This is a genomic window from Enterobacter cloacae complex sp. S1 (assembly GCF_014930525.1).
GTDB lineage: Bacteria > Pseudomonadota > Gammaproteobacteria > Enterobacterales > Enterobacteriaceae > Enterobacter > Enterobacter hormaechei_C.
On the sequence record NZ_JADBRE010000016.1, the window covers coordinates 1 to 26,575 of the forward strand.

Annotated in this window: 27 protein-coding genes; 11 read left to right on the top strand and 16 right to left on the bottom strand. The window is 56.0% G+C overall.

Annotated elements, in window-relative coordinates; translation table 11 throughout:
* Positions 1-143: 143 nt before the first annotated feature.
* The 5 genes from yqaB (at position 144) to IM290_RS11090 (ending at position 4,249) form a co-directional block, all read left to right on the top strand.
* Positions 144-710: a fructose-1-phosphate/6-phosphogluconate phosphatase gene (yqaB, locus tag IM290_RS11070; RefSeq protein ID WP_144427976.1), complete on the top strand. Its 567-nt coding sequence runs from the start codon at positions 144-146 to the stop codon at positions 708-710.
* On the top strand, positions 707-1,135 hold the full coding sequence (locus IM290_RS11075; protein ID WP_017692791.1) for a YqaA family protein: 429 nt from the start codon (positions 707-709) through the stop codon (positions 1,133-1,135). Before yqaB ends, IM290_RS11075 begins: the two co-directional genes overlap by 4 nt.
* 83 nt (positions 1,136-1,218) lie before the next feature.
* Positions 1,219-2,763, top strand: coding sequence for a glutamate--cysteine ligase (gene gshA / locus IM290_RS11080; protein WP_023295314.1), 1,545 nt, complete (start codon positions 1,219-1,221; stop codon positions 2,761-2,763).
* Between the two features lie 152 nt (positions 2,764-2,915).
* Positions 2,916-3,431, top strand: a complete 516-nt coding sequence (luxS, locus tag IM290_RS11085) for an S-ribosylhomocysteine lyase (RefSeq protein ID WP_017382778.1) — start codon at positions 2,916-2,918, stop codon at positions 3,429-3,431.
* A 53-nt stretch (positions 3,432-3,484) separates the two neighbouring features.
* A complete protein-coding gene (locus IM290_RS11090) occupies positions 3,485-4,249 on the top strand; it encodes a helix-turn-helix domain-containing protein (protein WP_049133355.1) in 765 nt (254 codons plus the stop codon).
* On the opposite strand, the gene leuA is transcribed toward IM290_RS11090, so the two are convergent.
* The 13 genes from leuA to IM290_RS11155 all read right to left on the bottom strand — a co-directional run bounded on the left by leuA (position 4,236) and on the right by IM290_RS11155 (position 19,050).
* Positions 4,236-5,891, bottom strand: coding sequence for a 2-isopropylmalate synthase (leuA, locus tag IM290_RS11095; RefSeq protein ID WP_047738426.1), 1,656 nt, complete (start codon positions 5,889-5,891; stop codon positions 4,236-4,238). The genes IM290_RS11090 and leuA overlap by 14 nt on opposite strands.
* A 185-nt stretch (positions 5,892-6,076) precedes the next feature.
* The gene (gene emrB / locus IM290_RS11100) at positions 6,077-7,624 is read right to left on the bottom strand and encodes a multidrug efflux MFS transporter permease subunit EmrB (RefSeq protein WP_006811709.1); all 1,548 of its coding nucleotides are present in this window, start codon (positions 7,622-7,624) and stop codon (positions 6,077-6,079) included.
* A 16-nt stretch (positions 7,625-7,640) separates the two neighbouring features.
* Entirely contained in the window at positions 7,641-8,813 is a 1,173-nt protein-coding gene (gene emrA, locus IM290_RS11105; RefSeq protein ID WP_017382776.1) for a multidrug efflux MFS transporter periplasmic adaptor subunit EmrA, read from the bottom strand.
* A gap of 130 nt (positions 8,814-8,943) precedes the next feature.
* Positions 8,944-9,474 (bottom strand): multidrug efflux transporter EmrAB transcriptional repressor EmrR, encoded by a 531-nt coding sequence (gene emrR / locus IM290_RS11110; protein WP_017694792.1) that lies wholly within the window; start codon positions 9,472-9,474, stop codon positions 8,944-8,946.
* Between the two features lie 314 nt (positions 9,475-9,788).
* On the bottom strand, positions 9,789-10,973 hold the full coding sequence (locus tag IM290_RS11115) for an MFS transporter (RefSeq protein ID WP_017692795.1): 1,185 nt from the start codon (positions 10,971-10,973) through the stop codon (positions 9,789-9,791).
* Positions 10,974-11,149: 176 nt separating this feature from the next.
* A complete protein-coding gene (proX, locus tag IM290_RS11120; protein ID WP_017382774.1) occupies positions 11,150-12,145 on the bottom strand; it encodes a glycine betaine/L-proline ABC transporter substrate-binding protein ProX in 996 nt (331 codons plus the stop codon).
* 9 nt (positions 12,146-12,154) lie between these two features.
* Entirely contained in the window at positions 12,155-13,219 is a 1,065-nt protein-coding gene (gene proW / locus IM290_RS11125; protein ID WP_015571659.1) for a glycine betaine/L-proline ABC transporter permease ProW, read from the bottom strand.
* Positions 13,212-14,414: a glycine betaine/L-proline ABC transporter ATP-binding protein ProV gene (proV, locus tag IM290_RS11130; RefSeq protein ID WP_015571658.1), complete on the bottom strand. Its 1,203-nt coding sequence runs from the start codon at positions 14,412-14,414 to the stop codon at positions 13,212-13,214. Before proV ends, proW begins: the two co-directional genes overlap by 8 nt.
* A gap of 333 nt (positions 14,415-14,747) precedes the next feature.
* Entirely contained in the window at positions 14,748-15,707 is a 960-nt protein-coding gene (gene nrdF / locus IM290_RS11135) for a class 1b ribonucleoside-diphosphate reductase subunit beta (RefSeq protein ID WP_193042553.1), read from the bottom strand.
* 9 nt (positions 15,708-15,716) lie between these two features.
* Positions 15,717-17,861: a class 1b ribonucleoside-diphosphate reductase subunit alpha gene (gene nrdE, locus IM290_RS11140; protein ID WP_032669334.1), complete on the bottom strand. Its 2,145-nt coding sequence runs from the start codon at positions 17,859-17,861 to the stop codon at positions 15,717-15,719.
* Entirely contained in the window at positions 17,834-18,244 is a 411-nt protein-coding gene (nrdI, locus tag IM290_RS11145) for a class Ib ribonucleoside-diphosphate reductase assembly flavoprotein NrdI (protein ID WP_015571656.1), read from the bottom strand. Before nrdI ends, nrdE begins: the two co-directional genes overlap by 28 nt.
* On the bottom strand, positions 18,241-18,480 hold the full coding sequence (gene nrdH, locus IM290_RS11150; protein WP_017382770.1) for a glutaredoxin-like protein NrdH: 240 nt from the start codon (positions 18,478-18,480) through the stop codon (positions 18,241-18,243). The genes nrdI and nrdH overlap by 4 nt, the downstream gene beginning before the upstream one ends.
* 243 nt (positions 18,481-18,723) lie before the next feature.
* On the bottom strand, positions 18,724-19,050 hold the full coding sequence (locus tag IM290_RS11155) for a DUF883 domain-containing protein (protein WP_193042554.1): 327 nt from the start codon (positions 19,048-19,050) through the stop codon (positions 18,724-18,726).
* A gap of 158 nt (positions 19,051-19,208) precedes the next feature.
* Between IM290_RS11155 and IM290_RS11160 the strand changes: the two genes are divergently transcribed.
* On the top strand, positions 19,209-19,553 hold the full coding sequence (locus IM290_RS11160) for a DUF2002 family protein (RefSeq protein WP_006811693.1): 345 nt from the start codon (positions 19,209-19,211) through the stop codon (positions 19,551-19,553).
* A 32-nt stretch (positions 19,554-19,585) separates the two neighbouring features.
* Here the strand turns inward: IM290_RS11160 and alaE are convergent, their stop codons facing one another.
* On the bottom strand, positions 19,586-20,035 hold the full coding sequence (gene alaE, locus IM290_RS11165; RefSeq protein ID WP_015571653.1) for an L-alanine exporter AlaE: 450 nt from the start codon (positions 20,033-20,035) through the stop codon (positions 19,586-19,588).
* A gap of 496 nt (positions 20,036-20,531) precedes the next feature.
* Between alaE and stpA the strand changes: the two genes are divergently transcribed.
* A complete protein-coding gene (stpA, locus tag IM290_RS11170) occupies positions 20,532-20,936 on the top strand; it encodes a DNA-binding protein StpA (protein WP_022651717.1) in 405 nt (134 codons plus the stop codon).
* A gap of 37 nt (positions 20,937-20,973) precedes the next feature.
* On the opposite strand, the gene IM290_RS11175 is transcribed toward stpA, so the two are convergent.
* Positions 20,974-21,153: a hypothetical protein gene (locus IM290_RS11175; protein WP_032669335.1), complete on the bottom strand. Its 180-nt coding sequence runs from the start codon at positions 21,151-21,153 to the stop codon at positions 20,974-20,976.
* Between the two features lie 342 nt (positions 21,154-21,495).
* Here IM290_RS11175 and IM290_RS11180 point away from each other — a divergent pair, with 342 nt between their 5' ends.
* Positions 21,496-21,654, top strand: coding sequence for a YqaE/Pmp3 family membrane protein (locus IM290_RS11180; protein WP_003862203.1), 159 nt, complete (start codon positions 21,496-21,498; stop codon positions 21,652-21,654).
* Here the strand turns inward: IM290_RS11180 and IM290_RS11185 are convergent.
* The gene (locus IM290_RS11185; RefSeq protein ID WP_023295311.1) at positions 21,651-22,580 is read right to left on the bottom strand and encodes a LysR substrate-binding domain-containing protein; all 930 of its coding nucleotides are present in this window, start codon (positions 22,578-22,580) and stop codon (positions 21,651-21,653) included. The genes IM290_RS11180 and IM290_RS11185 overlap by 4 nt on opposite strands.
* A 320-nt stretch (positions 22,581-22,900) precedes the next feature.
* Here IM290_RS11185 and IM290_RS11190 point away from each other — a divergent pair, with 320 nt between their 5' ends.
* The 3 genes from IM290_RS11190 (at position 22,901) to IM290_RS11200 (ending at position 26,571) form a co-directional block, all read left to right on the top strand.
* Positions 22,901-23,506: an ankyrin repeat domain-containing protein gene (locus tag IM290_RS11190; RefSeq protein ID WP_193042555.1), complete on the top strand. Its 606-nt coding sequence runs from the start codon at positions 22,901-22,903 to the stop codon at positions 23,504-23,506.
* A 108-nt stretch (positions 23,507-23,614) separates the two neighbouring features.
* Positions 23,615-25,156: an acyl-CoA synthetase FdrA gene (fdrA, locus tag IM290_RS11195; protein WP_193042556.1), complete on the top strand. Its 1,542-nt coding sequence runs from the start codon at positions 23,615-23,617 to the stop codon at positions 25,154-25,156.
* On the top strand, positions 25,156-26,571 hold the full coding sequence (locus IM290_RS11200; protein WP_193042557.1) for a DUF1116 domain-containing protein: 1,416 nt from the start codon (positions 25,156-25,158) through the stop codon (positions 26,569-26,571). Before fdrA ends, IM290_RS11200 begins: the two co-directional genes overlap by 1 nt.
* Positions 26,572-26,575: the final 4 nt, after the last annotated feature.

Genomic DNA, 26,575 nt, shown 5'->3' on the forward strand with positions numbered 1-26,575 from the left:
TCCTCCCGGATGCACCATCTCTTCTTGTGATCCCCTTCGATGTTTAGTTCTTAATCACTCTCATTGTTATCACTTCGCAATCAGCGACAAAAATCCCCTTTTACGATAAAGTAATGCTTTGTTAATCGTTTAGCGAGAGCACGATGTACGCACAGTATGACGGTTTGATCTTCGACATGGACGGCACCCTCCTGGATACCGAACCCACGCATCGTCAGGCCTGGACCGAAGTCCTGGGCCGTTACGGTATGCGTTTCGATTTACAGGCGATGATTGCCCTCAATGGATCGCCCACCTGGCGTATCGCACAGGCCGTGATTGAGCTGAATCAGGCCGATCTCGACCCGCATCAGCTCGCGCGTGAAAAAACCGACGCGGTAAAAGCCATACTGTTAGACACCGTGCAGCCTTTACCACTCATTGACGTCGTCAAGGAGTGGCACGGGCGTCGTCCTATGTCTGTCGGTACGGGCAGCGAGAGCGCGATTGCTGAAGCGCTGCTCAACCACCTTGACCTGCGCCACTATTTTTCTGCCGTCGTTGCCGCCGATCATGTTAAACATCACAAACCCGCACCGGATACCTTCCTGCTCTGTGCAGAATTAATGGGTGTTCCACCTGCAAAATGCGTGGTGTTTGAAGATGCTGATTTTGGCATTCAGGCCGCGCGTGATGCCGGAATGGCGGCGGTGGACGTTCGCTTACTGTGAGTGACGCGCTGTCACTCGCTTCATTATTCGCCAGCAGTTTTTTAAGCTCCACCCTCTTACCGGGGAATTCGGAAGTGGTGCTGGTGGCGATGCTGTTGTCCGGCGTAAGTCAGCCCTGGTTGCTGGTCTTAATAGCAACAATGGGTAATAGCCTTGGAGGGCTGACTAACGTTATTCTTGGACGTTTCTTTCCGCTACGCGAAAAATCTCGCTGGCAGGAAAAGGCAGTGGGCTGGCTAAAACGCTATGGCGCTGCCACGCTGTTATTAAGCTGGATGCCTGTAATAGGCGATTTACTGTGTCTGCTGGCGGGATGGATGCGCATTTCCTGGGGACCGGTGCTCTTTTTTTTGTGCCTTGGCAAGGCGTTACGCTATGTTTTACTGGCATGGGTAACACTACAGGGTATGACGTGGTGGCACTAATTGGTGGAATGAATTCGCGACCTTCAATCGTCAACCATTACAATTATGCTGAGTGACAATTTTTTGACAGGCGGGAGGTCAAATTGATCCCGGACGTATCACAGGCGCTGGCCTGGCTGGAAAATCACCCTCAGGCACTGAAGGGTATTCAGCGTGGGCTTGAGCGCGAAACGCTGCGCGTAAATGCGGATGGTAGCTTAGCGACTACGGGACACCCGAAGGCGTTAGGCTCGGCGCTGACACATAAATGGATCACAACCGATTTCGCCGAAGCGCTGCTGGAGTTCATCACGCCAGTAGACGGTGATATTGATCATATGCTGACGATCATGCGCGACGTGCATCGCTTCACCGCCCGCAACCTCGGCGACGAGCGTATGTGGCCGCTCAGCATGCCGTGCTATATCGAGCAGGGGCAGGATATCGAGCTGGCGCAGTACGGCACCTCGAATATTGGTCGGCTGAAAACGCTGTATCGCGAAGGACTGAAAAATCGCTACGGCGCACTGATGCAGACGATCTCTGGCGTGCACTACAACTTTTCTCTGCCGATGGCGTTCTGGCAGGCGAAGTGCGGTGAAACGGATAAAGAAGCGATCTCCGCGGGTTACTTCCGCCTGATCCGCAACTACTACCGTTTTGGCTGGGTTATTCCGTATCTGTTCGGCGCTTCACCGGCCGTCTGTTCTTCGTTCCTGCAAGGGAAACCGACCACGCTGCCGTTCGAGAAGACCGAATGTGGCATGTATTACCTGCCGTATGCGACCTCCCTGCGCCTGAGCGACCTTGGCTATACCAATAAATCGCAAAGCAATCTCGGAATTACGTTTAACGATCTGCACGAATATGTGGCAGGCTTGAAGCGGGCGATAAAAACCCCGTCGGAAGAGTACGAAAAAATCGGCCTCGAAAAAGACGGCAAGCGCCTGCAAATTAACACCAACGTGTTGCAGATTGAAAATGAACTGTATGCGCCGATTCGTCCGAAGCGCGTGACGCGCAGCGGTGAAACGCCGTCGGATGCGCTACAGCGCGGCGGGATCGAATACATTGAAGTGCGCTCGCTGGATATCAACCCGTTCTCACCGATTGGCGTTGACGAGCAGCAGGTTCGCTTCCTTGACCTGTTTATGGTCTGGTGCGTACTGGCTGATGCGCCGGAAATGAGTTCCGACGAACTGCTGTGTACCCGTGCCAACTGGAATCGCGTGATTCTGGAAGGGCGCAAGCCGGGTCTGACGTTAGGTATTGGCTGTGAAACGGCTCAGTTCCCACTGTCTAAGGTAGGGAAGGATCTGTTCCATGACCTGAAGCGCGTAGCCCAGACGCTGGACAGCGTGTACGGCGGCGAAGCTTACCAGAAGGTCTGCGACGAACTGGTTGAAAGCTTTGATAACCCGGAACTGACATTCTCAGCACGTATTCTGCGTTCTATGATTGAGCAGGGAATTGGTGGCACAGGGCGTTCACTCTCAGCGGAGTACCGTGAGATGCTGATGCAGGAGCCGTTAGAGATCCTGAGCGAAGCGGATTTTGTGACAGAGCGTGATGCGTCCGTTGTGCGTCAGAAAGAGGTCGAAGCGGCGGATACGGAGTCGTTTGAGGCGTTTCTGGCGAAGCAGGCCTGAACCAAAAAGAAAAAGGCCACATCGCTGTGGCCAAAATATACATCTCTGAATTCAGGGATGATGATAACAAATGCGCGTCTTTCATATACTCAGACGCGCATTCTGTAGAAGAGTTCAGTTTATTTTAAAAAAATCACTATCGGAGGTGACGTATGCCGTTATTAGATAGCTTTACTGTCGACCATACCCGTATGGAAGCACCAGCAGTCCGCGTGGCGAAGACCATGAACACGCCGCACGGCGACACGATCACCGTTTTCGACCTGCGCTTCTGCGTGCCCAATAAAGAAGTGATGCCAGAGAAAGGCATTCACACGCTGGAACACCTGTTCGCCGGATTCATGCGCGACCACCTGAACGGCAACGGCGTGGAGATCATCGATATCTCTCCGATGGGCTGCCGCACCGGTTTCTACATGAGCCTGATTGGTCAGCCTGATGAGAAACGCGTCGCGGATGCGTGGAAAGCGGCGATGGAAGACGTGCTGAAGGTGAAAGAGCAGAACCAGATCCCTGAGCTGAACGTTTACCAGTGCGGCACTTACCAGATGCACTCTCTGGAAGAAGCTCAGGAGATTGCCCGTCATATCATCGAACGTGATGTGCGTGTAAACAGCAATGACGAGCTGGCCCTGCCAAAAGAAAAACTTCAGGAACTGCACATTTAGTATCGTGCCTGTGGATGCCCGGTGGCGCTTCGCTGACCGGGCCTACAATCCTGATGACGACAACCACCACCTTCTCCTTTACCCATCGCCCGCTTGTGCCGTTTTCGCATGATTATGCTCATGGCGACAGCGAGCCGTGGCATCAGCACGACTGCGCGCAGCTCCTGCACAGCCTCACCGGCGTCGTGCGGGTGGATACCGCATCCGGCTGCTGGGTGGTGCCGCCCGGTCGCGGCGTCTGGCTACCTGCGGGTACGCAGCACGCCTTGCGCATCACCGGCAACGTTGCCGCCCGCACGCTGTTTATCGACCCGCTGGCGCGCGCCGATCTCCCGGCGACCTGCCAGATCGTGCAGATCTCGCCCCTGCTGCGCGAGCTGATCCTGACCTCCCTTACGCTTCCTGAATCTTACGCACCCGGAAGCCGCGATGAACGTGTTTATGAGCTGATCCTCGATGAAATTCGCCTCATGCCGGTACTGCCGTTTCACCTGCCCGAGCCGGAAAGCGAAGCGCTGCGACACCTCTGCCAGCAGATTCGAATGGCCCCGGGAGAAAGCTGGAGCAGCGCCCAGGCCGCAGGTATTGTGGGGATGAGCGAACGCACGCTGAACCGCCATTTTCAGCAGCAGACAGGCCTGAGCTACGGCGAGTGGGTGAGAAGGGCGCGACTGCTGGAAGCCTTAGTGCGGCTGGCGCAGGGCCAGCCGGTATTACGCGTGGCGCTGGATCTGGGGTATGGCAGCCACAGCGCCTTTACGGCAATGTTTCGCCGGGTAATGGGTGTCTCACCCAGCGATTACTTCAGGAACGACTGACCGCGTTAAAAAGCGCCTGAATCGACGCGCGTGCCACGTCGCTGTCGATGCCCACGCCCCAGCGGCTGGTCCCATCCTGGAACAGACAGCGGATATAGGCCACCGAGCGGCTGTCGCTGCGTTCGCCTAACGTATGTTCGTGATAATCCTTGATCACAAACGGTGCGTTGATCCAGCGGCTTAAGCCGTGAGCGGCGGCGGAGAGCAAACCGTTTCCCTGGCCTTCCAGCTGGCGGGTGCCCCCTTGCGTGGCGACGCTTGCCGTCAGCCGCAGCTGGCCGTCCTGCTGGCTGTCGCTGCGGTACGATTGCAGCGCTAATGGCGGGCTCGCCACCAGGCCATAGCGGGCGCGGAACAGCTGCCAGAGCGCATTCTGCGTCATCTCTTTTCCATGGTTATCCGTTTCCTGCTGCACGTGCTGGCTAAAATCCTGTTGCAGGGCGCGAGGCAATTTCAGGCCGTGGTTTTGCTCAATAAGCCAGGCGCTTCCGCTTTTTCCTGACTGGCTGTTCACGCGGATCACCGCTTCATAGGTACAGCCAATATCCTGCGGGTCGACGGGCAGATAGGGCATCTCCCAGCGTTCGCCAGGCTTACGGGCATCGAAACCTTTCTTGATGGCATCCTGGTGCGAGCCGGAGAAGGCGGTGTAAGCCAGACGACCCGCCCACGGATGGCGCGGATGGACGGGCAGCTGGTTGCAGGTTTCTACCGTTTCAACCACCCGATTCATATCACTGAAATCCAGATTCGGGCTAATGCCCTGGCTGTAGAGGTTCATCGCCAGCGTCACCAGGCAGACGTTGCCCGTGCGCTCACCGTTACCAAACAGGCAGCCCTCCACGCGGTCAGCCCCGGCCATGACGGCCAGCTCTGCGCTGGCGACGCCGGTACCGCGATCGTTATGCGGGTGCACGCTGATACAGACGTCACTGCGGCGGCTGAAGTGGCGGCAGAAATACTCGATCTGGTCGGCATAGACGTTCGGCGTGCTCACTTCGACGGTAGCGGGGAGGTTGAGGATCATCGGACGCGCCGCGCACGGCTGCCAGATCTCCGCCACGGCTTCACAAATCTCCAGCGCAAACTCCGGTTCGGTAAAGCAGAAGGTTTCCGGGGAGTACTCGTACTGCCAGCGGGTGTCAGGGTTCTCTTCACACAGCTGACGAATCAGGCGCGTCGCGCGCGTCGCCAGCTCGACGATTTGCGCTTTCTCCATGCCGAATACCAGACGGCGGAACAGCGGGGCGGTGGCGTTATACAGGTGAACGGTGGCCTGCTTCGCGCCGCGCAGGGAGTCGAAAGTGCGACGGATAAGATCGTCCCGCGCCTGCGTTAACACCTGAATGGTGACGTCATCCGGGATGCGGTTCTCCTCAATCAGCTGACGCACAAAATTGAAGTCCGTCTGCGAGGCGGACGGGAAGGCGACTTCGATTTCTTTAAACCCGCAGCTCAGCAGCAGATCCCAGAATTGCAGCTTGCGCGCGCTGTCCATCGGCTCGGCCAGCGCCTGGTTACCGTCGCGTAAGTCGGTCGAGAGCCAGCGCGGGGCGCGGGTGATAATCTGCTCCGGCCAGCGGCGGTCGGGCAACGAAAGGGTGGGGTAAGGCTGGTATTTTTCGGCGGGTGTGTTCAGCATGGTGCGCTCCTGTTGTCTTTTCACTATCGTGAATCGATTTCAGGCGCGCTGCTTTATCGGAACTGACAATCGCTGTCGCGTTTTGGACAAGGGGGGCGATTGTTGCCCGGTGGCGCTGCGCTTACCGGGCCTACGATCGTAGGCCGGGTAAGGCGTAGCCGCCACCCGGCAACCCGTGCACAGGGCTAGTGCGCCCCACCGCCCCCGCTACCGGCCCCAAACGGTGGTTTGGCAAACCACACCAGCCCCAGCAGGACGATGAAGATCCCCGCCGATATCCAGAAAATCTCGTTTGCCGAGATAATCAGCCCCTGGTTGGTGATCTGCTGGGCAAGCCAGCCGGACGCCTGCTGCTCCGTCATCCCCATCCCCTCAAGCTGGCTATACATCTGCTGAGCGTTAGGGTTGAACGGGTTCACCGCTTCGGTGAGTTGAGCATGGTGCATCGATTCCCGGTTGGTCCACAGCGTGGTAGTGATCGAAGTCCCGATGGAGCCCGCCAGCGTACGGGTGAAGTTCGACAGGCTCGATGCCGCCGCCATCCGCTCAGGCGGTAAGCCGGAAAGCGTAATGGTGGTCAGCGGCATAAAGAAGCACGCTACGGCGAAGCCCTGAATAAACTGCGGCCACGCGGAGGCGCCAAAGTCCATTCCCGGTTCAAACGTATACGCGCGCCAGTAGAAGCACACGGCGTACATGATGAAGCTGAACGTCACCAGCCTGCGCATGTCGAGCTTATGGGCGAAACGGCCAATAATCGGCGACAGCAGAACCGGAATTAACCCCACCGGCGCGGAGGCCAGCCCCGCCCAGGTTGCGGTATAGCCGTACACCTCCTGCAACAGCTGCGGCAGCAGAACAATCGCGCCGAAGTAGAGCATATAGGCGAGGCTGATACACAGGCAGCCGATGGTGAAGTTTCGCGATTTAAACAGCGAGAGGTCGACTATCGGATTATCGTCCGTCAGCTCCCAGACAATCAGGAAGCTAATGGCCACCACGGCGACCACCGTCAGCACAATGATTTCCGTAGAGGCAAACCAGTCCAGCTCTTTGCCGCGGTCGAGCATGATTTGCAGGCTGCCGATGCCGACAACCAGCAGAGCCAGCCCGATGCCGTCGATCCGCCGCTGTTCGGTCCGCGTTTCGCGACCACGCAGAGACTGTAGCGTCATCAGTACCACCAGCGCACCGATGGGCACGTTGATGAAGAAGATCCAGCCCCAGTGATAGTTATCGCTGATATAGCCGCCGAGGATTGGCCCGCAAATTGGGGCGACGATCACCGTCATCGACCACAGCGCGAGCGCGATGGAGCGCTTGGCGGGCGGATAGTTGTTCAGCAGCAAACTCTGTGACAGCGGAATCAACGGCCCGGCGACAATCCCCTGGATGACGCGGAAGAAAATCAGCATCGTCAGGCTGCTGGACATGCCGCAGGCCCAGGAGGCCAGCACGAACAGGATCGTCGACCAGAGGAAAAGCTTCACTTCACCGACGCGCTTCGCCAGCCAGCCGGTGATGGGAATGGAGATGGCGTTCGCCACCCCGAACGAGGTAATGACCCAGGTCCCCTGGCTCAGCGATGAGCCAAGGTTCCCGGCGATCGTAGGGATCGCCACGTTTGCGATGGTGGAGTCCAGCACCTGCATGAATGTCGCCAGCGACAGCGCAATGGTCATAATGACCAGCTGCGCCCCCTCCAGCGGTTTTTGCGGCTTTTGCTGTTGCATAACGCTCACCTTCGGCTTAACCGGCGTTTGCCTTCACGATGTCATCGATCAGCTTATTGACCGGATCGAGGCTAATTTCACGGGCGTTACTTTCATAAGCTGGCGTACTGCGCACCTGGCTTGCGAGGATCTGACCGTCGCGGTTGGCGGTATCGACCGTCACCAGCGTGGAAAGGCCAATTCGCAGCGGATGGTCTGCCAGCTGCTTAGGATCCAGCTCGATACGCACAGGCAAGCGCTGTACCACTTTGATCCAGTTGCCGGTGGCGTTCTGTGCAGGCAGCAGGCTGAACGCGCTGCCGGTCCCCATGTCCAGACCGACCACTTTTCCTGTGTACTTGACGTCATCGCCGTAAATATCGCTGACCACGGTCGCGGTCTGGCCGATACGCATATGCGCCAGCTGAGTCTCTTTGAAGTTCGCATCGACCCACAGATTGTTCGCCGGAACGACCGCCATTAGCGGCGTGGTGGTGCTAATCTGCGCCCCAGGCTGTACGGAACGACGGGAAACGTAGCCGGTCATCGGGCTGACGATTTTGGTACGTTGCAGGGCAAGCCATGCGTTACGCACTTCGGTCGCCGCCTGTTTCACCGCCGGCTGGTTTTCCAGAGAGGTACCCAGCACCATCGCCTGATTAGCGTTGTACTGTTGGATCGCCACGTCCAGCTGCGCCTGTGCGCTGGCCACCGCGTCGCGGGCGTGCTGCAACTCTTCACGGCCAATCAGGTTGGCGGTGCCGAGAGGAACACGACGATTGAGGTCGCTCTGCGCCTGAGCCAGGGCCGTTTTCTGCACGTCGATATTGGCCTGAAGCTGCTTGCTGTTGATCATCAGCTGGCGGGTCTGGCGAACGCTGGAGGCCAGCGCCGTCTGTGCTTTTTCAAACGCCTGTTGGGCGTCGGTCGGGTCGAGCGTGACCAGCACATCGCCTTTTTTCACAAAGTCGGTGTTATCAGCCCAGACTTTCGTCACGCTGCCTGACACCTGCGCCATGATTTGAACCTGATTCCCTGCCACGTATGCATCGTCTGTCTCTTCAACATGACGCAAGACTAAAAACCAATAGATCCCATATGCCACGGCAATAATAATAAAGAGCAAGGTCAGCAGAATAAGGGCGCTCTTACGTTTGCCCTTTTTGTTGGCCGGTTGCTGCGGGAGGGTGTTCTCCGCATTTGCGCTCATTGTTGTTCTCCACGATCTTTTTATTTTCACATCGGCTGAGCCGACCTGTTGTCAGAAAGGCCAGCAGTTTCACGTGCTGGCCTGTCAGTTTTTCTTTTTAGCAATCTGGAATGTTGAGCGGATCGTCGCGTTAGCGCAGCGCCTCAAGGATGACGCCGTCTTCATCCATCTGGTCCAGACGGGTGAGCAGCTTGCGAGTGATGTGCTCAAGCTGGTCGCGCTCGGCGGTGCTGAGGGCAGACCAGAGCTGGTGCAGGCAGTTGTGCTGCGGTGGCAGCACTTCGCGCAAGAATTCGTGACCTTTCTCGGTCAGTTGCAGATGCAGGCAGCGGCGATCGTTATCGCTTTCACGGCGTTCAATCCAGCCGCGCTTTTCCAGTTCATCCGCGATACGGGTCGCATTGGTACGGGATGACCCCAGCGCACAGCTCAGTTCCGACGGCTGAATGCTGTGATTTTCCTGAGACTCCAGCGTAATCAACGCCATAAACAACGTCTCGTTAATCCCCTGCGCTTTCAGCATCTTGTTACGATTTTCCAGCAGCTTACCCTGCATGTGCATGCACAGGCGGGTCAGCAGGATTTCCTGATACGGGAAGTCCTCATGACGACTGGCGCGGAACTTAAGCATTTGTTCAATGGGCGTAAACGAACTATCCATTTTGGGCATAACCTCATTAATTACAGCCGATATAGTAACGACAGTGACAAATAATGTAAATGAATTATTTGTGCGGTTATATCCGCCAAACGTATGTCACCATCAGAAAGCGCCGGGTAAATCCGTGACCCGGTGAGCACAGAGAGCGTGGGGTGTGTACCCGCGAAAGAGGGGATGTGAGGACAGGGGTCTGAACTATTCATGCCGGTAGTAAATATGTCACCCACAGTAAAATTTCTGGGATAAATGATTACCGTTACCTTAACAGATGCAGGCCCCCTTTACACCCCAGGGGGCCCAAAGCAATGTAAAACTTAGTGAATTGCTTCCTGACGGTGATAGCCGCGCCACCATACCAGCAGATTTATCGCCGCGACGATGGCGCCGATGGCGCACACGCCCGTCCAGCCCGCATGCTGCCAGGCGGAGGCTGAGATGAGCGAACCCGCCGCGCCGCCGATAAAGTAGCTGGTCATGTACCCGGCCGTCAGACGGTTACGGGCATCCGGCTTCACGCGGTAAATCACGGTCTGGTTGGTGATATGTACACCCTGCACGGTGAGGTCGAGCACCAGAATACCGACAATCAGCGCCAGCACGGAGACGTGTCCGTACCAGATGGCCGCCCAGGAGAGCAGGAGTAAAACCAGCCCTGCGGAGGTGGTCATATGAGATTTACCTTTATCAGCCAGCCCACCCGCCGGGCGCGCGCCCAGTGCGCCAGCCGCGCCTGCCAGCCCGAACAGGCCAATCACGCCTTCTGAGTAGTTAAACGGCGGTGCGGCGAGCAGAAACGCCATCGACGTCCATAGGATGCTGAAGTTAGCGAAGGTGAGACACCCCAGAACGGCGCGCGTGCGCAGGAGTTTATCCCGGGTAAAGAGGCTGAAAACGGAGGCGAGGAGCTGCGGATAGTTCAGGTGATTTTCCTGCTTCACCTTTGGCAGGCCGCGCCACAGGGCCAGCGCCATGATAACCATCAGCACGCTCGCCACCCAGTAAACGGTGCGCCAGCCGCCGAGGCTCGCCAGCAGCCCGGCAACGGTTCGCGCCAGCAGGATGCCCAGCAGCAGGCCGCTCATGATAGTGCCGACCACTTTGCCGCGTTTTTCCGGGGAAGCCAGCGTCGCGGCGAGGGGAACCAGAATTTGCGCCACCACCGAGAACAGCCCTGTCAGCGCGGTGCCGATAATCATCATCGTTAACGACTGGCTGCTGGCGGTGATCAACATCCCGCCCGCCGCCAGCAGCGTCATGGAGACGATAAGCATCCGGCGCTCAAACATATCGCCTAATGGCACCAGGAACAGCAGCCCGGCCGCATAGCCGAGCTGTGCGGCGGTGACAATAAACCCGGCGGAGCTGGCTGAAAGATCGAAGGCGCGTGCGATGGTGTCGAGCAGTGGTTGTGCGTAATAGTTGCTGGCGACGGCCAGACCCGTTGCCACGGACATTAAAAGGATGAGTGCGGGGCTAAGCCCTTGAGTTGTTTTTGTCATTAGTTTCAGGAATCGTGAGTTAAGTGATTATTTTTCCGGAAACATAATAACCAATGATGGTGAATGTTGGGGAATTGTTACGTGGTGGATTGTGCGGTTAAGGTTGGGTGTGGTTTGATCCCCTCACCCCGGCCCTCTCCCCTTTGGGGAGAGGGTTAGGGTGAGGGGAAAGTACTTTACTTCTGCGCCTCAAGCGCCTCTTTCACCCAGCCATCGAACTGCTGCTGGTGGGCTTTGATCCAGCCATCCACGTGGCCTTTGATATCAGCTTCGGATGATTTACCCGCGTGCATCATCGCGTTCTGGGCGTTAATGTCTGCCAGCGGCAGTTTCATCACCGAGAACAGCTTCGCCGCCGCCGGGTTTTTCTCGGCCCAGGCTTTGTTCGCCACGATATGCATGGTGTTCACCGGGAAGCCATAGTTCATGCCGTTTGGCAGTTTGGTGTCGATATCTTTCTGCTCGCCCGGCAGGGAGGAGAAGGGCACCTGCAACCAAACCACGTCTTTGCCCGGCTTCAGCACGTCGCTCACCCAGTACGGGGTCCAGGTGTAGTAAATCACCGGCTTGCCTTCTTTAAAGCGGGCGATGGTGTCGGCCATCATCGCAGAGTAATTGCCGTGGCTCACGTCGACGGTCTTCGCCAGATCGAAGGCTTTGTTCTGGTGGTTAATCACCGCTTCACAGCCCCAGCCCGGCGAACAGCCCATCATGTCGGCTTTACCGTCACCGTTGGTATCAAACAGTTTTGCAATCTTCGGATCTTTCAGCTGTTCAATATTGGTGATGTGATACTTATCGGCGGTTTTCTTGTCGATCAGATATCCCTGCGCAGCGCCGGTCACAAAGGTGCCTTCGCGGTAGAATTTCTTGTCACCGCCTGCGGCGGCATACATGTCGTCGTGCAGCGGCTGCCAGTTCACGGCGGTAAAGGTGGCGTCACCGGAGGCAATGGAGGTATAGCCCACGTTGTAATCCACTTCGCTGGCGGTATTCACCGTATAGCCCAGTTTCTCCAGCGCACGGCTGACAATCTGGGTCTGGAAGGACTCTTCCGAAATGGTGCTCTGCACCGGCTGCACGGTAATGCCTTTGCCCGGCAGGTCAGCGGCAACTGCGCTGGTGGAGACAAGGGTCGCAAACGCTGTGGCAAAAAGTACGTTATGTCGCATCGTTGTTCCTTATTTTGTAAATGGGCGGGTGAGTAACCCGACAGGGCCGGTGGTGTACCAGCGACGGTTGCCGCGACTACGTGAATCACGACCGACAGCCTGGGTCAGGCGGTCAAGAATGATGGCGAGGATCACAATCCCGACGCCGCCGACGGTCGCCAGCCCCATATCGAGACGGCCAATGCCGCGCAGTACCATCTGACCTAACCCGCCAACGGCAATCATCGAGGCGATCACCACCATCGACAGCGCCAGCATCAGCGTCTGGTTAACACCTGCCATAATGGTCGGCATCGCCAGCGGAAGCTGAACCTTAAACAGCATCTGACGCGGGCTGGCGCCGAACGAGCGCGATGCCTCTATCAGATCCGCAGGCACCTGGTTAATGCCCAGAATGGTCAGGCGAATAATCGGTGGCAGGGCGAAGATTATGGTCACGACCACCCCCGGTACGTTACCGATGCCGAACAGCATCACGATAGGCACCAGGTAAACGAACGCTGGCGTGGTCTGCATCGCATCCAGCAGCGGGCGGATAATCTTCGCGGCCCGGGGGCTGCGCGCCAGCCAGATCCCCATCGGCAGGCCGATCACCACGCAGAACAGCAGGGCGGTCAGCACCAGCGCCAGGGTGATCATCGCCTGAGACCACGCGCCAATCGCGCCGATGGCAATCAGGGAGATCAGCGTGGCGATCCCCATACCCGCGCTGCCGAACTGCCATGCGATCAGCGAGAACAGGATAATCGCCACCGGCGCGGGCATGCCCAGCATCAGCTGCTGGAAGCCGTTCAGGATGTAATCCACCGGGATGCGGATCCCCTGGAACACCGGACGGAAGTGGGTAACGACCCAGTCGATCCCCTCCGTTACCCAGCTATCCAGCGGGATCAGCGTCTTGTGGAACGGATCCATAATATTGAAATGCTCTGGGGCAGGCGCTGGTGCGCTGTTGAGCCAGTCTGCCGCGCCGCCGCCATCGGCAGGCGCAGGCGTCGACCCCCACGCATCGGCAGATTGCGCCGCGCTGTCCGCTGCTTCAGTGGTGCCCCATGGGTTTGATTGATCAGCCATTGTTTGTCCCCTCGCGATCTAAAGCCTGTAGCAGCATCCGTTTTGAGATGATGCCAACGTACTGTTGTTCTTCACCGACGACCGGCACGGCGCACGGCGCCTGACCCACGTGAGAGAGCAACTCGCTGAGCGGCGTTTCGGCGTCCACGGCAAGCGGAGCGTCAATCAACGCCGCATCGATTCCCTGGTTTTCGCTCAGGGCGGTTTTCAGAGAGTCGATGGAGACCACGCCGACAAATTTATTGCCGCGTTCAACCAGATAACCGTATTCACGGTCTTCGTCCTGCAACAGCTTCAGCGCGGAGCGCGGGCCAAAACCTGGCGTTTTACGAATAATGCCGTTTGGTGTTCGACGGGCAATATCTTTCGCACTGAATACGTGGCTAATATCCACGCCGCGGAAGAAGGTGCGCACATAATCATTCGCCGGATTATTGAGAATTTCATCCGGTGTGCCGACCTGCACCACTTCACCATTTTGCATAATGGCGATACGGTCGCCAATACGCATGGCTTCATCCAGATCGTGAGAAATAAAAACAATGGTGCGCTGATGTTTGGCCTGTAATTTTACCAGCTCATCCTGCATCTCGGTGCGAATTAAGGGATCGAGCGCCGAGAAGGCTTCGTCCATTAATAAAATGTCCGGATTAATCGCTAATGCGCGCGCTAATCCCACACGCTGACGCATACCGCCGGAGAGTTCATCCGGATACGCATGAGCATAATTTTCCAGCCCGACCTGACGCAGTGCATCAAGGGCTTTTTCCTGACGTTCCTGAGCGGGCGTGCCGGCTAACTCCATGCCAAAGGCGGTATTATCGAGTACCGTCATGTGCGGCATCAGTGCAAATGACTGAAACACCATCGCAATTTTCTTTCTGCGCACCTCGCGGAGATCTGCGTCTGATATTCTGGCGATATCCACGCCGTCTATCAGCACCTGTCCGCGGGTGGGTTCAATCAGGCGATTGAGAAGGCGAACCATAGTGGATTTACCCGAACCGGATAATCCCATGATGACAAAAATCTCGCCTTCTTCAATGGCCAGACTGGCGTCTTTAACGCCAAGCGATAGCCCGGTTTTTTCCAGAATTTGCTCTTTCGTAAGGCCTTTCTCAATATATTTGAATGCGCGCTGCGGGTGCTCGCCAAATACTTTATAAAGATTTTTCACTTCTAATTTAATTGCCATGCAATAGAGAGTGTCCTGTTATTTGTTTATGTCGATATGATTACCATGGTAAATAGTTAACTGGCATTACCCTAACATACTCAGAATCTGAGACAACCCTGGACCGGCCTGAGGGCGGAATTTTGCCGCAAGCGAAACGGCTGAATTTCCCATGAATAAAGGGCTGAGGGCGGTTTGAATTTTTCTCAATTTTTTGCTGCTGCATCGGGAAATTTCGCCTGAATCGGTGTGATTCAGGCGAATATGACGGGGAAATTACAGTGTAGTACGTAGTGGAATATTCGGCTGGAAATAATGAAATGCAGAGTTAATTAATGAACGTTAATTCATTCATTAAAAATCCCAGTCCTCGTCTTGCGTCTCCACCGCTTTACCCATCACGTACGACGAGCCGGACCCGGAAAAGAAGTCGTGGTTTTCATCGGCGTTGGGCGACAGCGCCGCGAGGATCGCCGGGTTCACCTCCGCCATTTCTGGTGGGAATAACGCTTCGTAGCCCAGGTTCATCAGCGCCTTGTTGGCGTTATAGCAGAGGAAAGCTTTTACGTCCTCTTCCCAGCCCGTTCCGGCGTACAGCTCTTCGGTATAGCTCAGCTCGTTGTCATACAGATCCATCAGTAAATCGTGGGAAAAACCTTTGAGTTCCTCGCGTTTTTCCGCGCTGACTTTCTCCAGCCCTTTCTGATACTTATAGCCGATGTAATACCCGTGTACCGCTTCATCGCGGATGATGAGGCGAATCAAATCGGCGGTGTTGGTGAGCTTGCCCCGGCTCGACCAGTACATAGGCAGCCAGAAGCCGGAATAGAAGAGGAAAGATTCCAGGAACACGCTGGCGATCTTCTTCTTCAGCGGCTCGTCGGCCCGGTAATATTCCAGCACCAGATCTGCCTTGCGCTGCAATGACGCGCTCTCTTCACTCCAGGCGTAGGCCGCGTCCACGTCTCTGGTCTGGCACAGGGTGGAGAAAATCGAGCTGTAGGAGCGGGCATGGACCGCCTCCATAAAGCTGATGTTCGACATTACCGCCTCTTCGTGCGGCGTTAGCGCGTCACTCATCAGCGCGGGCGCACCCACGGTATTCTGAATGGTGTCCAGCAGCGTCAGGCCGGTAAAGACGCGGATTGTCAGCTGCTGCTCGGCATGGCTCAGGGTTTGCCAGGCCGGAATATCGTTGGAGAGCGGGACCTTTTCCGGCAGCCAGAAGTTGCTGGTCAGGCGGTTCCAGACCTCCAGGTCTTTATCATCCTGAATTTTGTTCCAGTTAACGGCACTTACGCGTGACAGTTTCATCCTTTCTCCTTACAGCGCGCAGGACACGCAGCCTTCAATTTCGGTGCCTTCCAGCGCGAGCTGGCGCAGGCGAATGTAGTACAGCGTTTTGATGCCTTTCTTCCAGGCGTAGATCTGCGCTTTGTTGATATCCCGCGTGGTGGCGGTGTCCGGGAAGAAGAGCGTCAGCGACAGCCCCTGATCCACATGTTTAGTCGCCTCGGCGTAGGTATCAATGATCTTTTCCGGGCCAATCTCATAGGCGTCCTGGTACAGCGCCAGATTCTCGTTGGTCATAAACGGGGCAGGGTAGTAGACACGCCCGGTTTTGCCTTCCTTACGGATTTCAATCTTCGACACGATGGGGTGGATGCTCGACGTGGCGTGATTGATATAGGAAATGGAGCCGGTTGGCGGCACCGCCTGAAGGTTCTGGTTATAAATGCCGTAGCGCATCACCTCTTCACGCAGCTGTTGCCACATCTCACGCGTCGGCAGGGTGATGCCAGCGCGGGCAAACAGCGCGCGTACTTTTTCGGTTTTCGGCTGCCAGTCGCCTTCCAGATACTGGCTGAAATACTCTCCGCTGGCGTAGCGGGACTGCTCAAAGCCTGCGAACCGCTGGTGGCGTTCGCGCGCCAGCATCATCGAGGTATGCAGCGCATGCCAGGTGATGGTGTAGAAATAAAGGTTGGTGAAATCCAGCCCTTCCGGGCTGCCGTAGGCGATGCCCTCCCGCGCCAGATAGCCGTGCAGGTTCATCTGCCCAAGGCCGATGGCATGCGACGCGGCGTTGCCCGCCTCAATGGACGGTACGCTGCGGATGTGGCTCATGTCCGATACCGCCGTCAGCCCGCGAATGGCGGTCTCTACCGTGCGGCCAAAATCGGGTGAATCCATGGTATGGGCAATATTTAGCGACCCGAGGTTACAGGAGATATCCTTGCCCACGTCCGCGTAGTCGAGGTTCTCGTCGTAGCTGGACGCGCTGTTGACCTGCAAAATCTCCGAGCACAGATTGCTCATGTTGATGCGCCCGGCAATCGGGTTCGCGCGGTTCACCGTGTCCTCGTACATGATGTACGGATAGCCGGACTCAAACTGAATTTCAGCCAGCGTCTGGAAGAAATCGCGGGCGTTGATGGTTTTTTTGCGAATGCGATCGTCGGCCACCAGCTCGTCGTACAGCTCGCTTATCGCCACGTCGCCAAAGGCTTTGCCGTAAATCCGCTCAACGTCATACGGTGAGAAGAGCGCCATGTCGGCATTCTCTTTAGCCAGCTTAAACGTGATATCCGGGATCACCACGCCGAGCGACAGGGTTTTGATGCGGATCTTTTCGTCGGCGTTTTCACGTTTGGTATCCAGAAAACGCAGAATGTCCGGGTGGTGCGCGTGCAGATAAACCGCACCCGCGCCCTGACGTGCGCCAAGCTGGTTGGCGTATGAGAAGGCATCTTCCAGCATCTTCATCACCGGGATGACGCCGGAAGACTGGTTTTCGATGCGCTTAATCGGCGCGCCCGCTTCCCGCAGGTTCGAAAGCAGAAACGCCACGCCGCCGCCGCGTTTCGAAAGCTGTAGCGCCGAATTCACCGCACGGCCAATCGACTCCATATTGTCTTCAATACGCAGCAGGAAGCAGGAGACCAGTTCGCCGCGCTGGGCTTTCCCACAGTTAAGGAACGTTGGCGTGGCGGGCTGGAAGCGACCGGAGAGGATCTCCTCCGTGAGTCTTTCGGCTAGCGCTTCATCGCCCTGCGCCAGCGTCAGCGCCACCATCACCACCCGATCTTCAAAGCTTTCTAAATAGCGTTTGCCGTCAAAGGTTTTCAGGGTATAGCTGGTGTAATACTTCCACGCGCCGAGAAACGTCTGGAAGCGAAAACCGCTGGCGTGCGCCCGTTCGAACAATGCCACCACGAAGGCGCGGTCGTAGCGGGTGAGGACACGCTCTTCGTAATAACCCTCTTTTACCAGCCAGTCGAGACGTTCCTGCTGGCTGCCAAAGACGACGCTGTTCGGGCGTACATGAGCGGCAAAAAAGGCGTCCACCGCCTCATGATCTTTGCCAAACTGAATGCGCCCCTCGCGGTCATAGAGGTTTAGCATGGCGTTTAATGCGTGGTAATCCGGCGTCGCCTGAATCACGCGTTCTGCGGTTGTCGTTGCCAAAATTCGTTCACTCCTTTACGCACGTTCTCTACGTCCTGCTGTGTCCCCATCAGTTCAAAACGATAGAGATACGGCACGCCGCATTTTTGAGAGATGACATCCCCGGCGCGGGCAAAGGCCTCGCCGAAGTTGCGATTGCCTGCGGCGATCACGCCGCGAATCAGCTGCCGGTTATGGGGATCGTTCAGAAAGCGGATCACCTGACGAGGCACAGCCCCTGCGGTGCCGCCACCTCCATAGCTGGGCACCACCAGAATGTAGGGTTCGTCTACCTGAATACGCTCCCGCTCGTTCAGCGGAATGCGTATCGCGGGCAGCCCGAGACGCTCCATAAACCGAAGCGTGTTTTCCGAGCTGCTGGAAAAGTAGACCAGCGTGCTCATGCACTGACGCCCTGAGCGGCAAGGCGGTTGATCATGTCCGGACGGAAGCCAGACCAGCTGGTGTCGCCGGCAACGACAACCGGAAGCTGACGAAACCCCTGCGCCCGCAGGGTGTCTGCCGCGTCGGGCACCTGATCAATATTGACCATCTCAAATGCCACGCCGCGGCTCTCCATCGCCCGTTTCGTGGCGTGGCACTGAACACAATCGTTACGAGTGTAAATAATAATGCTCATGATTCGTATTTCCATTTAGAATGAGAGAACGGCGCGAGTAAACGCGTCATGTTGTGTGTGTCTTTCTAAAGGGAATACTAGATGTAGTTGCGATAAGTTTCAACCACACAAGATATGGGAAATACAGATTAATAAGGCCCCAATGATGAGCCTGGCGGGGCAGGGCGGGCTGTGCGGGTTTTTCAGGCTGTCAGGCAAAGAAAAGCCCCGGCGCCTGAGGCGACCGGGGCTGAGAACGCGCGCTTACTTACGCAGGCTAAGCAGGGCGCCGACAAAAATCCCGATCGCCGCGATCGTTCCCAGCGTACAAAGCGGTTTTTCACGTACGAAGGTGGTGGCGCAGCTGGCCATGTCGCAGGCCGCCTGAGTGGTACGTGAGCGGCCATTCATCCTTGCCCGCGTTTCACGCAGCAAAGACTGAGCCTTACGTTTCGCGGCTTCTGCTTCGTCCTTCGCGTCAGAGCCCCAGGATTTCAATACGGCTTCCAGCGTGTCCGCTAATTGGCTGACATCGTTACGAATATCCTGTGTGTCGTCATTAATATCGTTTCGGTTCGGTCTGTTAAACATACGATCCTCCATAATTTGTGTTCCCGTTTAGTTTAGTCCAGAAATGTAATATCTGAAGCGAGTCACGGCTTATCGGGCAGTTTATGGAATATTCTGAAAGCCCTGCTAATGCTGAATACTGTAAGGTTGCCGGGCAGGAATGATAATGAGGAAAAGATATGTATTTACGACCCGATGAGGTGGCGCGCGTTCTTGAAAAAGAAGGGTTCACCATGGATGAGGTAACATCAAAAGCGTACGGATATCGCCGTGGTGAGAATTATGTTTACGTCAACCGTGAAGCAAGAATGGGGCGTACTGCTCTCATTATTCACCCGACACTCAAAGACAGAAGCCTGTCATTTGCTGAGCCCGCCTCGGATATTAAAACCTGCGATCATTATCAGCAATTTCCGCTCTATTTAGGCGGCGAGACGCATGAACATTATGGTATTCCGCACGGTTTCAGCTCGCGTATGGCGCTGGAGCGGTTCCTGAAAGGGCTGTTTGGCGACGTACAATAACTCTGCGACTGGCCTGAGCCAGTCGCCTTACCTTACGCTTTTGCCTGGCTATAAGGGCTGACTTTAAACAGGCGGCGGCAGTAGTCAAGAAAGTAACCGTACACCGCACCCATCAGCATGGATACCACGATATTTGAACTTACCGCAGCGGCGATTTGATGCCAGTCTGCGCCCACCGTCAGCAAAATAACCACATACACCGGGGACTGGAACGTTACGTAAGCCAGCACGTCCGCCAGGTTTTTTACCCAACCCGCCGGGCTAATACGCCGGGCTAAACGCATCACTGCATCGCGATACAGGCCGTACGGCCAGGCAATCATGATATTCACCGGAATGGCCACCAGGCGCGACGAGAGGGATTGCTCAAAGGACATTCCCGACAGGAAAATTTCAATCAGCATATTCACGACGGAACAGTAAACGACCATCGCGAACGTATCCGCTACCGCATGGCGCAGGCGAGACTGCGGTGAGAACATGTCTGAACCCCTCGAACAGGACAAAAAAGTGGCGTTTTACCTGCGGCCTTTAGTGCTTTAGGTTGGTTTGCTATGATTGTATAGCGTATCTCTCTGGCTTTTAACTAACAAGTAGTGATTAATTTTTATTTGAAGGCGTTTTAGCCATAAAATTCTCTAAAGTTGTGCGTTTTTTGCGCGCTTCGTTATTTTCTCTCCCTGTCCATCTTTTGTTAAAATAAATCAATGGATTAGTTTATCAGTGCGCGTGTAAAACCTCTGTTGTGTGGGAGAGTGGAGGCGGTTTTTTGAACTGTTTTAAACAGGGGTTTTTGGCCTGGGGAAGGGCGGTATATTACGCATTAAAACAGACATATATTTCGGGGTTATATTAACGGGATATTCTAAAACATTTACAATAATGTCAAAACGTCAGGGTGGGTAGATATCAGAACAAAAATCAATTATTCTGTTGCCTGATTTATGTTATACACACGAAGAAAGGTTTTTCATTATTATGGCTTTAACGTTACAGAATCTTAATAATATTCGTACCCTCCGGGCGCTGGCACGTGAATTATCCATGGATGTTCTGGAAGAAGTGCTGGAAAAATTCCGGATTGTCACTGAAGAAAAACGCAGCGAGCAGGCTGAATTAGAGCGTCAACGCGCTGAACAGCAGGATAAAATTAATGCTCTGCTGGAACTGATGAAAGCTGACGGTATTTCTCCGAGCGATCTGTTAGGCAGTGATCTGGCGCAGGCGGGTCAGCCGACGAAAAAACGTAAAGCGCGTGCGGCGAAATATCGTTTTATTGACGCGAACGGTGAAGAAAAAACCTGGACCGGCCAGGGGCGTACGCCAAAGCCAATTGCAACCGCACTGGCAAACGGTAAATCGCTGGACGATTTCCTGATCTGATGATTATTCGGGCGGTGTATTCCGCCCGATTATTGACTTAGCAGACGCCAAAGTCACCGTCTTCGGAGTACAGAACCACGTCCGCCGATTTCAGGTGATATTTCTCGCCCTGCTCATTGCTGGCCTGCACAGCCACAATGTTTTCACCATTCACTTCGAGCACTTTCAGTTTCGGACCGCCCTGACGCGGTTGGACATAATCACCGACAGAAAACATAGCACCTCCTCATCATTGTCATGATCTTCACCATAGCCCACGTCCGGGGGCGGGGTACAGCCTAATCTTTCAGATACTCCTTATCAGGTACGTCGGTTCCACGGCATCACTTTCAGCAATCAGCGCGTTTGCCTGCTGCGGCGAAATAAGAGGAAGAGACATTGCGTTTCCTTACGGTCAATTTCAGAACAGTAGAGCATTTAAGGCGGGGGTTTAAGCCAGTGTAAAGAGGGTAAAGGCAGGTAAAAGCGCGAGAGACGCATGGCAGTTAACCGTAAACTGGCTACGCTTAGAGAAGTGTCTTTTATAATTTTCAATTGGTTAGCTTGCACGGAGTTTTTTATGGGTTTTTGGCGCGTTGTTTTTACGATTATTCTCCCGCCGCTGGGCGTGCTGCTTGGCAAGGGGCTGGGCTGGGCGTTTATTCTGAATATCCTTCTGACCATCCTGGGCTACTTCCCCGGTCTTATCCACGCGTTTTGGGTTCAGACGAAGAGCTAGGTACGCCACAGTAAGTCACTGTAGATCCGGGTCAGCACGCCTTCCGGGCCAAACTGCTGTTTGATCCAGCGCGTGACCTGACCGGTCGCCGCATGCTGCGTGGCGAGCAGCATGCGCGAATCCTGACGTGGATTATTGATCCGCCGCGTTACCAGCAGCCCTTCCTCCACCGCCTCACGCGTCATATATTCCGGTAAAAAGCCAATACCTTCCCCCAGGATCTGACACTGGCATTTCGTGTTGAAGTCCGGCACCAGAATCGCCTCCTGACCGTGAAGCAGCCAGCCCACCTTCTTGTTGATGGTATGCGCGGTGTCCTCGACCATGATATTGGGATACAGACGCAGCTGACTTTCGGAAATGGGCTCCGGGGCGAACGCCAGCGGATGCGTGGGCGCGATGGCAAATACCCAGCGGATCGCCCCTATCTCGGTGTAATCAATTCCGCCGCCGTCCAGCAGCGTATCCGGCGCGCCAATGGCGATATTGGCCTGATTATTAATGATGGAATCCCAGACGCCGTTATACACCTCGGTCGTCACTGTGATCTGGCAGGTGGGAAACTGTTTTTTCAGCACCTGGAGCAAACGCGCGGTATGGCGTGGCGTATACAAAAGCTGATTTATGCAGATGCGCACCCGCGTCTCAATGCCCTGAGAAATGGTATCAATCCCGCGCTTGATGGCATGAAAGTCATTCAGCAGGTCGGTCGCTTTACGATAAAAATAAAAACCGGATTCGGTCAGCTCAATGCTGCGCGTGTTGCGTACAAACAGCACCACGTCCAGTCCGGTCTCCATGCGTTTGATGGTGTAACTGATGGCGGAGGTGGTCACGCCCAGCTCGGCAGCCGCTTTGCTAAAACTGCCAAAACGTGCCGCGGTGGTGAAGGCCAGCAAATTCTCTTCGGTAAAGATGGAATTCATATTGTGGCTCCTGGTGACCATCAGTTTTGAACATATTTTAACAGCGGCGTTACATCATAGTTGATGTCGATCACAGTTCTGGATTTTTACGTAGAACCGCGCTGTGTAAGGCTTTTTCAGCCATAAGGATAATGCAGCCTGAAGCGCGTAAAAGCGGTAAAACATAAGAAAAAGGTTGCACAGACGCACATTTCTCCCGGACTGTTGAATTTAACTCAACAATGAATTGCGTGTCGATGAATCATTTTTAAGCGGATTCTTTTATGACCAGGCTGTTGCTATTCTCAGGTCATCAGAAGTGAAACATAGGGAGTCTGAATATGTCTGCAACTGCACTGGTTACAGAATTTCTGCTGGCGGCAGAAGAGGGCAATATCGACGCGCTAAAAGCCTGCCTGGAGAAAGGCGTTGATATTAACGCGACCAACCGCCAGAAAAGAACCGCCATTATTATTGCCAGCCTGAAAAAGCATTACGCCTGTGTGGAGTTTTTAATTGCCGCCGGGGCGGATATTGATAAACAGGACCAGACCTGTTTTAACCCCTTCCTGATCGGCTGCCTGACCAATGATTTAACCCTGCTGCGCATTGTCCTTCCGGCAAATCCGGATCTCGATCGTCTGACGCGCTTTGGCGGCGTGGGCATTACCCCTGCCAGTGAAAAAGGGCACGTTGAAATCGTGCGTGAGCTGCTGGAAAAAACCGACATCAACGTCAACCACACCAATTTTGTCGGCTGGACGCCGCTGCTGGAGGCCATCGTATTAAACGACGGCGGCGCAAGGCAGCAGGAAATTGTGAAGCTGCTGCTCGATCACGGCGCGAACCCGCACATGACCGATAAATACGGCAAAACCCCGCTCGAGCTGGCGCGGGAAAAAGGCTTCAACGCGATCGCAGACCTGCTGCTGGCGGCAGGCGCATAGTGCATTCGGTCAGCCTTCCCCTGGCTGGCCGTTAATCAATAAACGCATTGTTACCGACGTGCATTTAGCACGACGGCGGCCCCCTTTTATCTTAAACAGGTGAAAATAATGCCAACCAAAATCGTCATAAAAAAGAATACGTATTTCGATTCGGTTTCCTTAATGTCGGTTTCCACCAAAGCCAATAAATTGCCGGGCGTCGAGCAGGCGTTTGTGGCGATGGCGACGGAAATGAACAAAGGGGTATTAAAAAACCTCGGGCTATTAACGCCGGAATTAGCGGACGCGAAAAACGGCGACCTGATGATCGTTATTAAAGGCGACGCGGCGAATGAGGAAACCCTGGCCGCCATTGAAGCGCTGTTCACGCGTAAAGAGCGCACTGGCTCCCATGAAGCACGCTACGCGACGATTGCCAGCGCCAAAACCCATCGTCCGGACAGCAACCTTGCGGTGATTTCCGTCAACGGCACCTTCGCCGCACGGGAAGCGCGCCAGGCGCTGGAAAACGATCTTAACGTGATGCTGTTCTCCGATAACGTATCGCTCGACGACGAGCTGGCGCTGAAGCAGCTGGCGCATGAAAAGGGTCTGCTGATGATGGGGCCAGACTGCGGCACCGCCATTATCAACGGCGCGGGGCTGTGCTTCGCCAACGCGGTGCGTCGCGGGCAGATTGGCATCGTTGGCGCCTCCGGCACCGGCAGCCAGGAGCTGAGCGTGCGCATTCACGAGTTCGGCGGCGGCGTGTCGCAGCTGATTGGCACCGGCGGACGCGATCTCAGCGAGAAGATCGGCGGCTTGATGATGCTCGATGCCATCGACATGCTGGAGGCCGACGACGCGACCCGGGTGATAGCGCTCATCTCCAAACCGCCTGCACCCGCGGTGGCTGTGAAAGTACTGGCCCGGGCACGCGCCTGCCGCAAGCCTGTGGTTGTGTGCTTCCTGGGCCGCAACGAACCGCCAGCCGATGAAGACGGTTTGCAGTTTGCTCGTGGCACCAAAGAGGCGGCCCTGAAAGCGGTGCTGCTTACCGGCATTAAAAAAGACACCCTGGATTTACATCCGCTCAACTGGCCGCTGATCGAAGAGGTACGCGCCCGCCTGACGCCGCAACAGAAGTACATTCGCGGCCTGTTCTGCGGCGGCACCCTGTGCGACGAAGCGATGTTTGCCGCGCTGGAGAAATTTGACGATGTTTACAGCAACATCCAGCCGGATCCGGCCAGGCGTCTGAAAGACATCAGCGTCAGCCAGGCCCACACCTTCCTTGATTTCGGTGACGACGACTTCACCAACGGCAAGCCACACCCGATGATCGACCCGACCAACCGCATCAGCCGCCTACTACAGGAGGCGCGCGATCCGCAGGTGGGGGTGATCGTGATGGATTTCGTGCTTGGCTTTGGCGCGCATGACGATCCGGTGGGGGTGATGATCGAGGCGATCGAAGAGGCACAGGCGATCGCGAAAGCCGACAACCGTCCGCTGGAAATTCTCGGCTACGTGCTCGGCACCGATCAGGATCCGCAGTCGCTGGCGCAGCAGTGCCAGCTGCTGACTGACGCAGGCGTCATCTGGGCCAGCAGCAGCACCAATACCGGATTACTGGCACGCGAATTTGTCTGCAAAGGGGAGAGAGCATAATGACGACCTTATTCAACCAGCCGCTGAACGTCATTAACGTCGGCATCGCGATGTTCAGCGACGACCTCAAAAAACAGCACGTTCCCGTAACCCAGCTCGACTGGACGCCGCCGGGGCAGGGCAATATGCAGGTGGTGGACGCGCTGGATCGGCTGGCGGAAAAACCGCTGGCGGAGAAAATTGCTGCCGCGAACAAAATTGCCCTTGAGCGGATTATTCAGTCCCATCCGGTGCTGGTGGGCTATGACCAGGCGATCAACGTGGTGCCGGGCATGACCCGCACGACCATTCTGCACGCCGGTCCGCCTGTTACCTGGGAAAACATGTGCGGGGCGATGAAAGGCGCGGTTACCGGCGCGCTGGTGTTTGAAGGGCTGGCGACGGATCTGGACGATGCGGCAAGGATCGCCGCCTCCGGAGATATTACGTTCTCGCCTTGCCACGAGCATGACTGCGTGGGCTCGATGGCGGGCGTCACCTCCGCGTCGATGTTTATGCACATCGTTGAGAACAAAACCTATGGCAACCGCGCCTTCACCAACCTCAGCGAGCAGATGGCGAAGATCCTGCGCATGGGGGCTAACGACCAGAGCGTGATCGAGCGCCTGAACTGGATGCGCGACGTGCTCGGCCCGATGCTGCGCGACGCGATGAAGATTATCGGCGAAATCGACCTGCGCCTGATGCTGGCCCAGGCGCTGCACATGGGCGACGAGTGCCACAACCGCAACAACGCGGGCACCACGCTGCTTATTCAGGCGCTGACGCCGGGGCTGATCCAGGCGGGCTATCCGGTGGCGCAGCAGCGTGAAGTGTTCGAGTTTGTCGCCAGCAGCGACTACTTCTCCGGTCCGACGTGGATGGCGATGTGTAAGGCCGCGCTGGATGCCGCCCACGGCATTGAGTACAGCACCGTCGTCACCACCATGGCGCGCAACGGCTACGAGTTCGGCCTGCGCGTTTCCGGCCTGCCGGGGCAGTGGTTTACCGGCCCGGCGCAGCAGGTGATCGGCCCGATGTTCGCGGGCTATAAGCCGGAAGACTCCGGGCTGGATATCGGCGACAGCGCGATTACCGAAACCTACGGCATCGGCGGCTTTGCAATGGCGACGGCCCCGGCCATCGTTGCGCTGGTGGGCGGCACGGTGGAGGAAGCCATCGATTTTTCTCGCCAGATGCGCGAAATCACCCTCGGCGAAAACCCGAACGTCACCATTCCGCTGCTGTCTTTTATGGGCATCCCGACCGCCATCGACATCACGAAGGTCGCGGGCAGCGGCATTCTGCCGGTCATTAATACCGCCATTGCCCACAAGGACGCCGGGATCGGCATGATTGGGGCGGGCATCGTTCACCCGCCGTTTAGCTGTTTTGAAAAGGCGCTGTTAACCTTCCGCGATCGCTACGTTCTATAAGGTA

Excerpts from the sequence above, each read along its gene's own strand:
- yqaB (WP_144427976.1), top strand. The coding sequence starts at position 144 with ATGTACGCACAGTATGACGGTTTGATCTTCGACATGGACGGCACCCTC.
- luxS (WP_017382778.1), top strand. The coding sequence starts at position 2,916 with ATGCCGTTATTAGATAGCTTTACTGTCGACCATACCCGTATGGAAGCA.
- IM290_RS11090 (WP_049133355.1), top strand. The coding sequence starts at position 3,485 with ATGACGACAACCACCACCTTCTCCTTTACCCATCGCCCGCTTGTGCCG.
- leuA (WP_047738426.1), bottom strand. The coding sequence starts at position 5,891 with ATGCTGAACACACCCGCCGAAAAATACCAGCCTTACCCCACCCTTTCG.
- emrB (WP_006811709.1), bottom strand. The coding sequence starts at position 7,624 with ATGCAACAGCAAAAGCCGCAAAAACCGCTGGAGGGGGCGCAGCTGGTC.
- emrA (WP_017382776.1), bottom strand. The coding sequence starts at position 8,813 with ATGAGCGCAAATGCGGAGAACACCCTCCCGCAGCAACCGGCCAACAAA.
- emrR (WP_017694792.1), bottom strand. The coding sequence starts at position 9,474 with ATGGATAGTTCGTTTACGCCCATTGAACAAATGCTTAAGTTCCGCGCC.
- IM290_RS11115 (WP_017692795.1), bottom strand. The coding sequence starts at position 10,973 with ATGACAAAAACAACTCAAGGGCTTAGCCCCGCACTCATCCTTTTAATG.
- proX (WP_017382774.1), bottom strand. The coding sequence starts at position 12,145 with ATGCGACATAACGTACTTTTTGCCACAGCGTTTGCGACCCTTGTCTCC.
- proW (WP_015571659.1), bottom strand. The coding sequence starts at position 13,219 with ATGGCTGATCAATCAAACCCATGGGGCACCACTGAAGCAGCGGACAGC.
- proV (WP_015571658.1), bottom strand. The coding sequence starts at position 14,414 with ATGGCAATTAAATTAGAAGTGAAAAATCTTTATAAAGTATTTGGCGAG.
- nrdF (WP_193042553.1), bottom strand. The coding sequence starts at position 15,707 with ATGAAACTGTCACGCGTAAGTGCCGTTAACTGGAACAAAATTCAGGAT.
- nrdI (WP_015571656.1), bottom strand. The coding sequence starts at position 18,244 with ATGAGCACGCTGGTCTACTTTTCCAGCAGCTCGGAAAACACGCTTCGG.
- nrdH (WP_017382770.1), bottom strand. The coding sequence starts at position 18,480 with ATGAGCATTATTATTTACACTCGTAACGATTGTGTTCAGTGCCACGCC.
- IM290_RS11155 (WP_193042554.1), bottom strand. The coding sequence starts at position 19,050 with ATGTTTAACAGACCGAACCGAAACGATATTAATGACGACACACAGGAT.
- IM290_RS11160 (WP_006811693.1), top strand. The coding sequence starts at position 19,209 with ATGTATTTACGACCCGATGAGGTGGCGCGCGTTCTTGAAAAAGAAGGG.
- alaE (WP_015571653.1), bottom strand. The coding sequence starts at position 20,035 with ATGTTCTCACCGCAGTCTCGCCTGCGCCATGCGGTAGCGGATACGTTC.
- stpA (WP_022651717.1), top strand. The coding sequence starts at position 20,532 with ATGGCTTTAACGTTACAGAATCTTAATAATATTCGTACCCTCCGGGCG.
- IM290_RS11175 (WP_032669335.1), bottom strand. The coding sequence starts at position 21,153 with ATGTTTTCTGTCGGTGATTATGTCCAACCGCGTCAGGGCGGTCCGAAA.
- IM290_RS11180 (WP_003862203.1), top strand. The coding sequence starts at position 21,496 with ATGGGTTTTTGGCGCGTTGTTTTTACGATTATTCTCCCGCCGCTGGGC.
- IM290_RS11185 (WP_023295311.1), bottom strand. The coding sequence starts at position 22,580 with ATGAATTCCATCTTTACCGAAGAGAATTTGCTGGCCTTCACCACCGCG.
- IM290_RS11190 (WP_193042555.1), top strand. The coding sequence starts at position 22,901 with ATGTCTGCAACTGCACTGGTTACAGAATTTCTGCTGGCGGCAGAAGAG.
- fdrA (WP_193042556.1), top strand. The coding sequence starts at position 23,615 with ATGCCAACCAAAATCGTCATAAAAAAGAATACGTATTTCGATTCGGTT.
- IM290_RS11200 (WP_193042557.1), top strand. The coding sequence starts at position 25,156 with ATGACGACCTTATTCAACCAGCCGCTGAACGTCATTAACGTCGGCATC.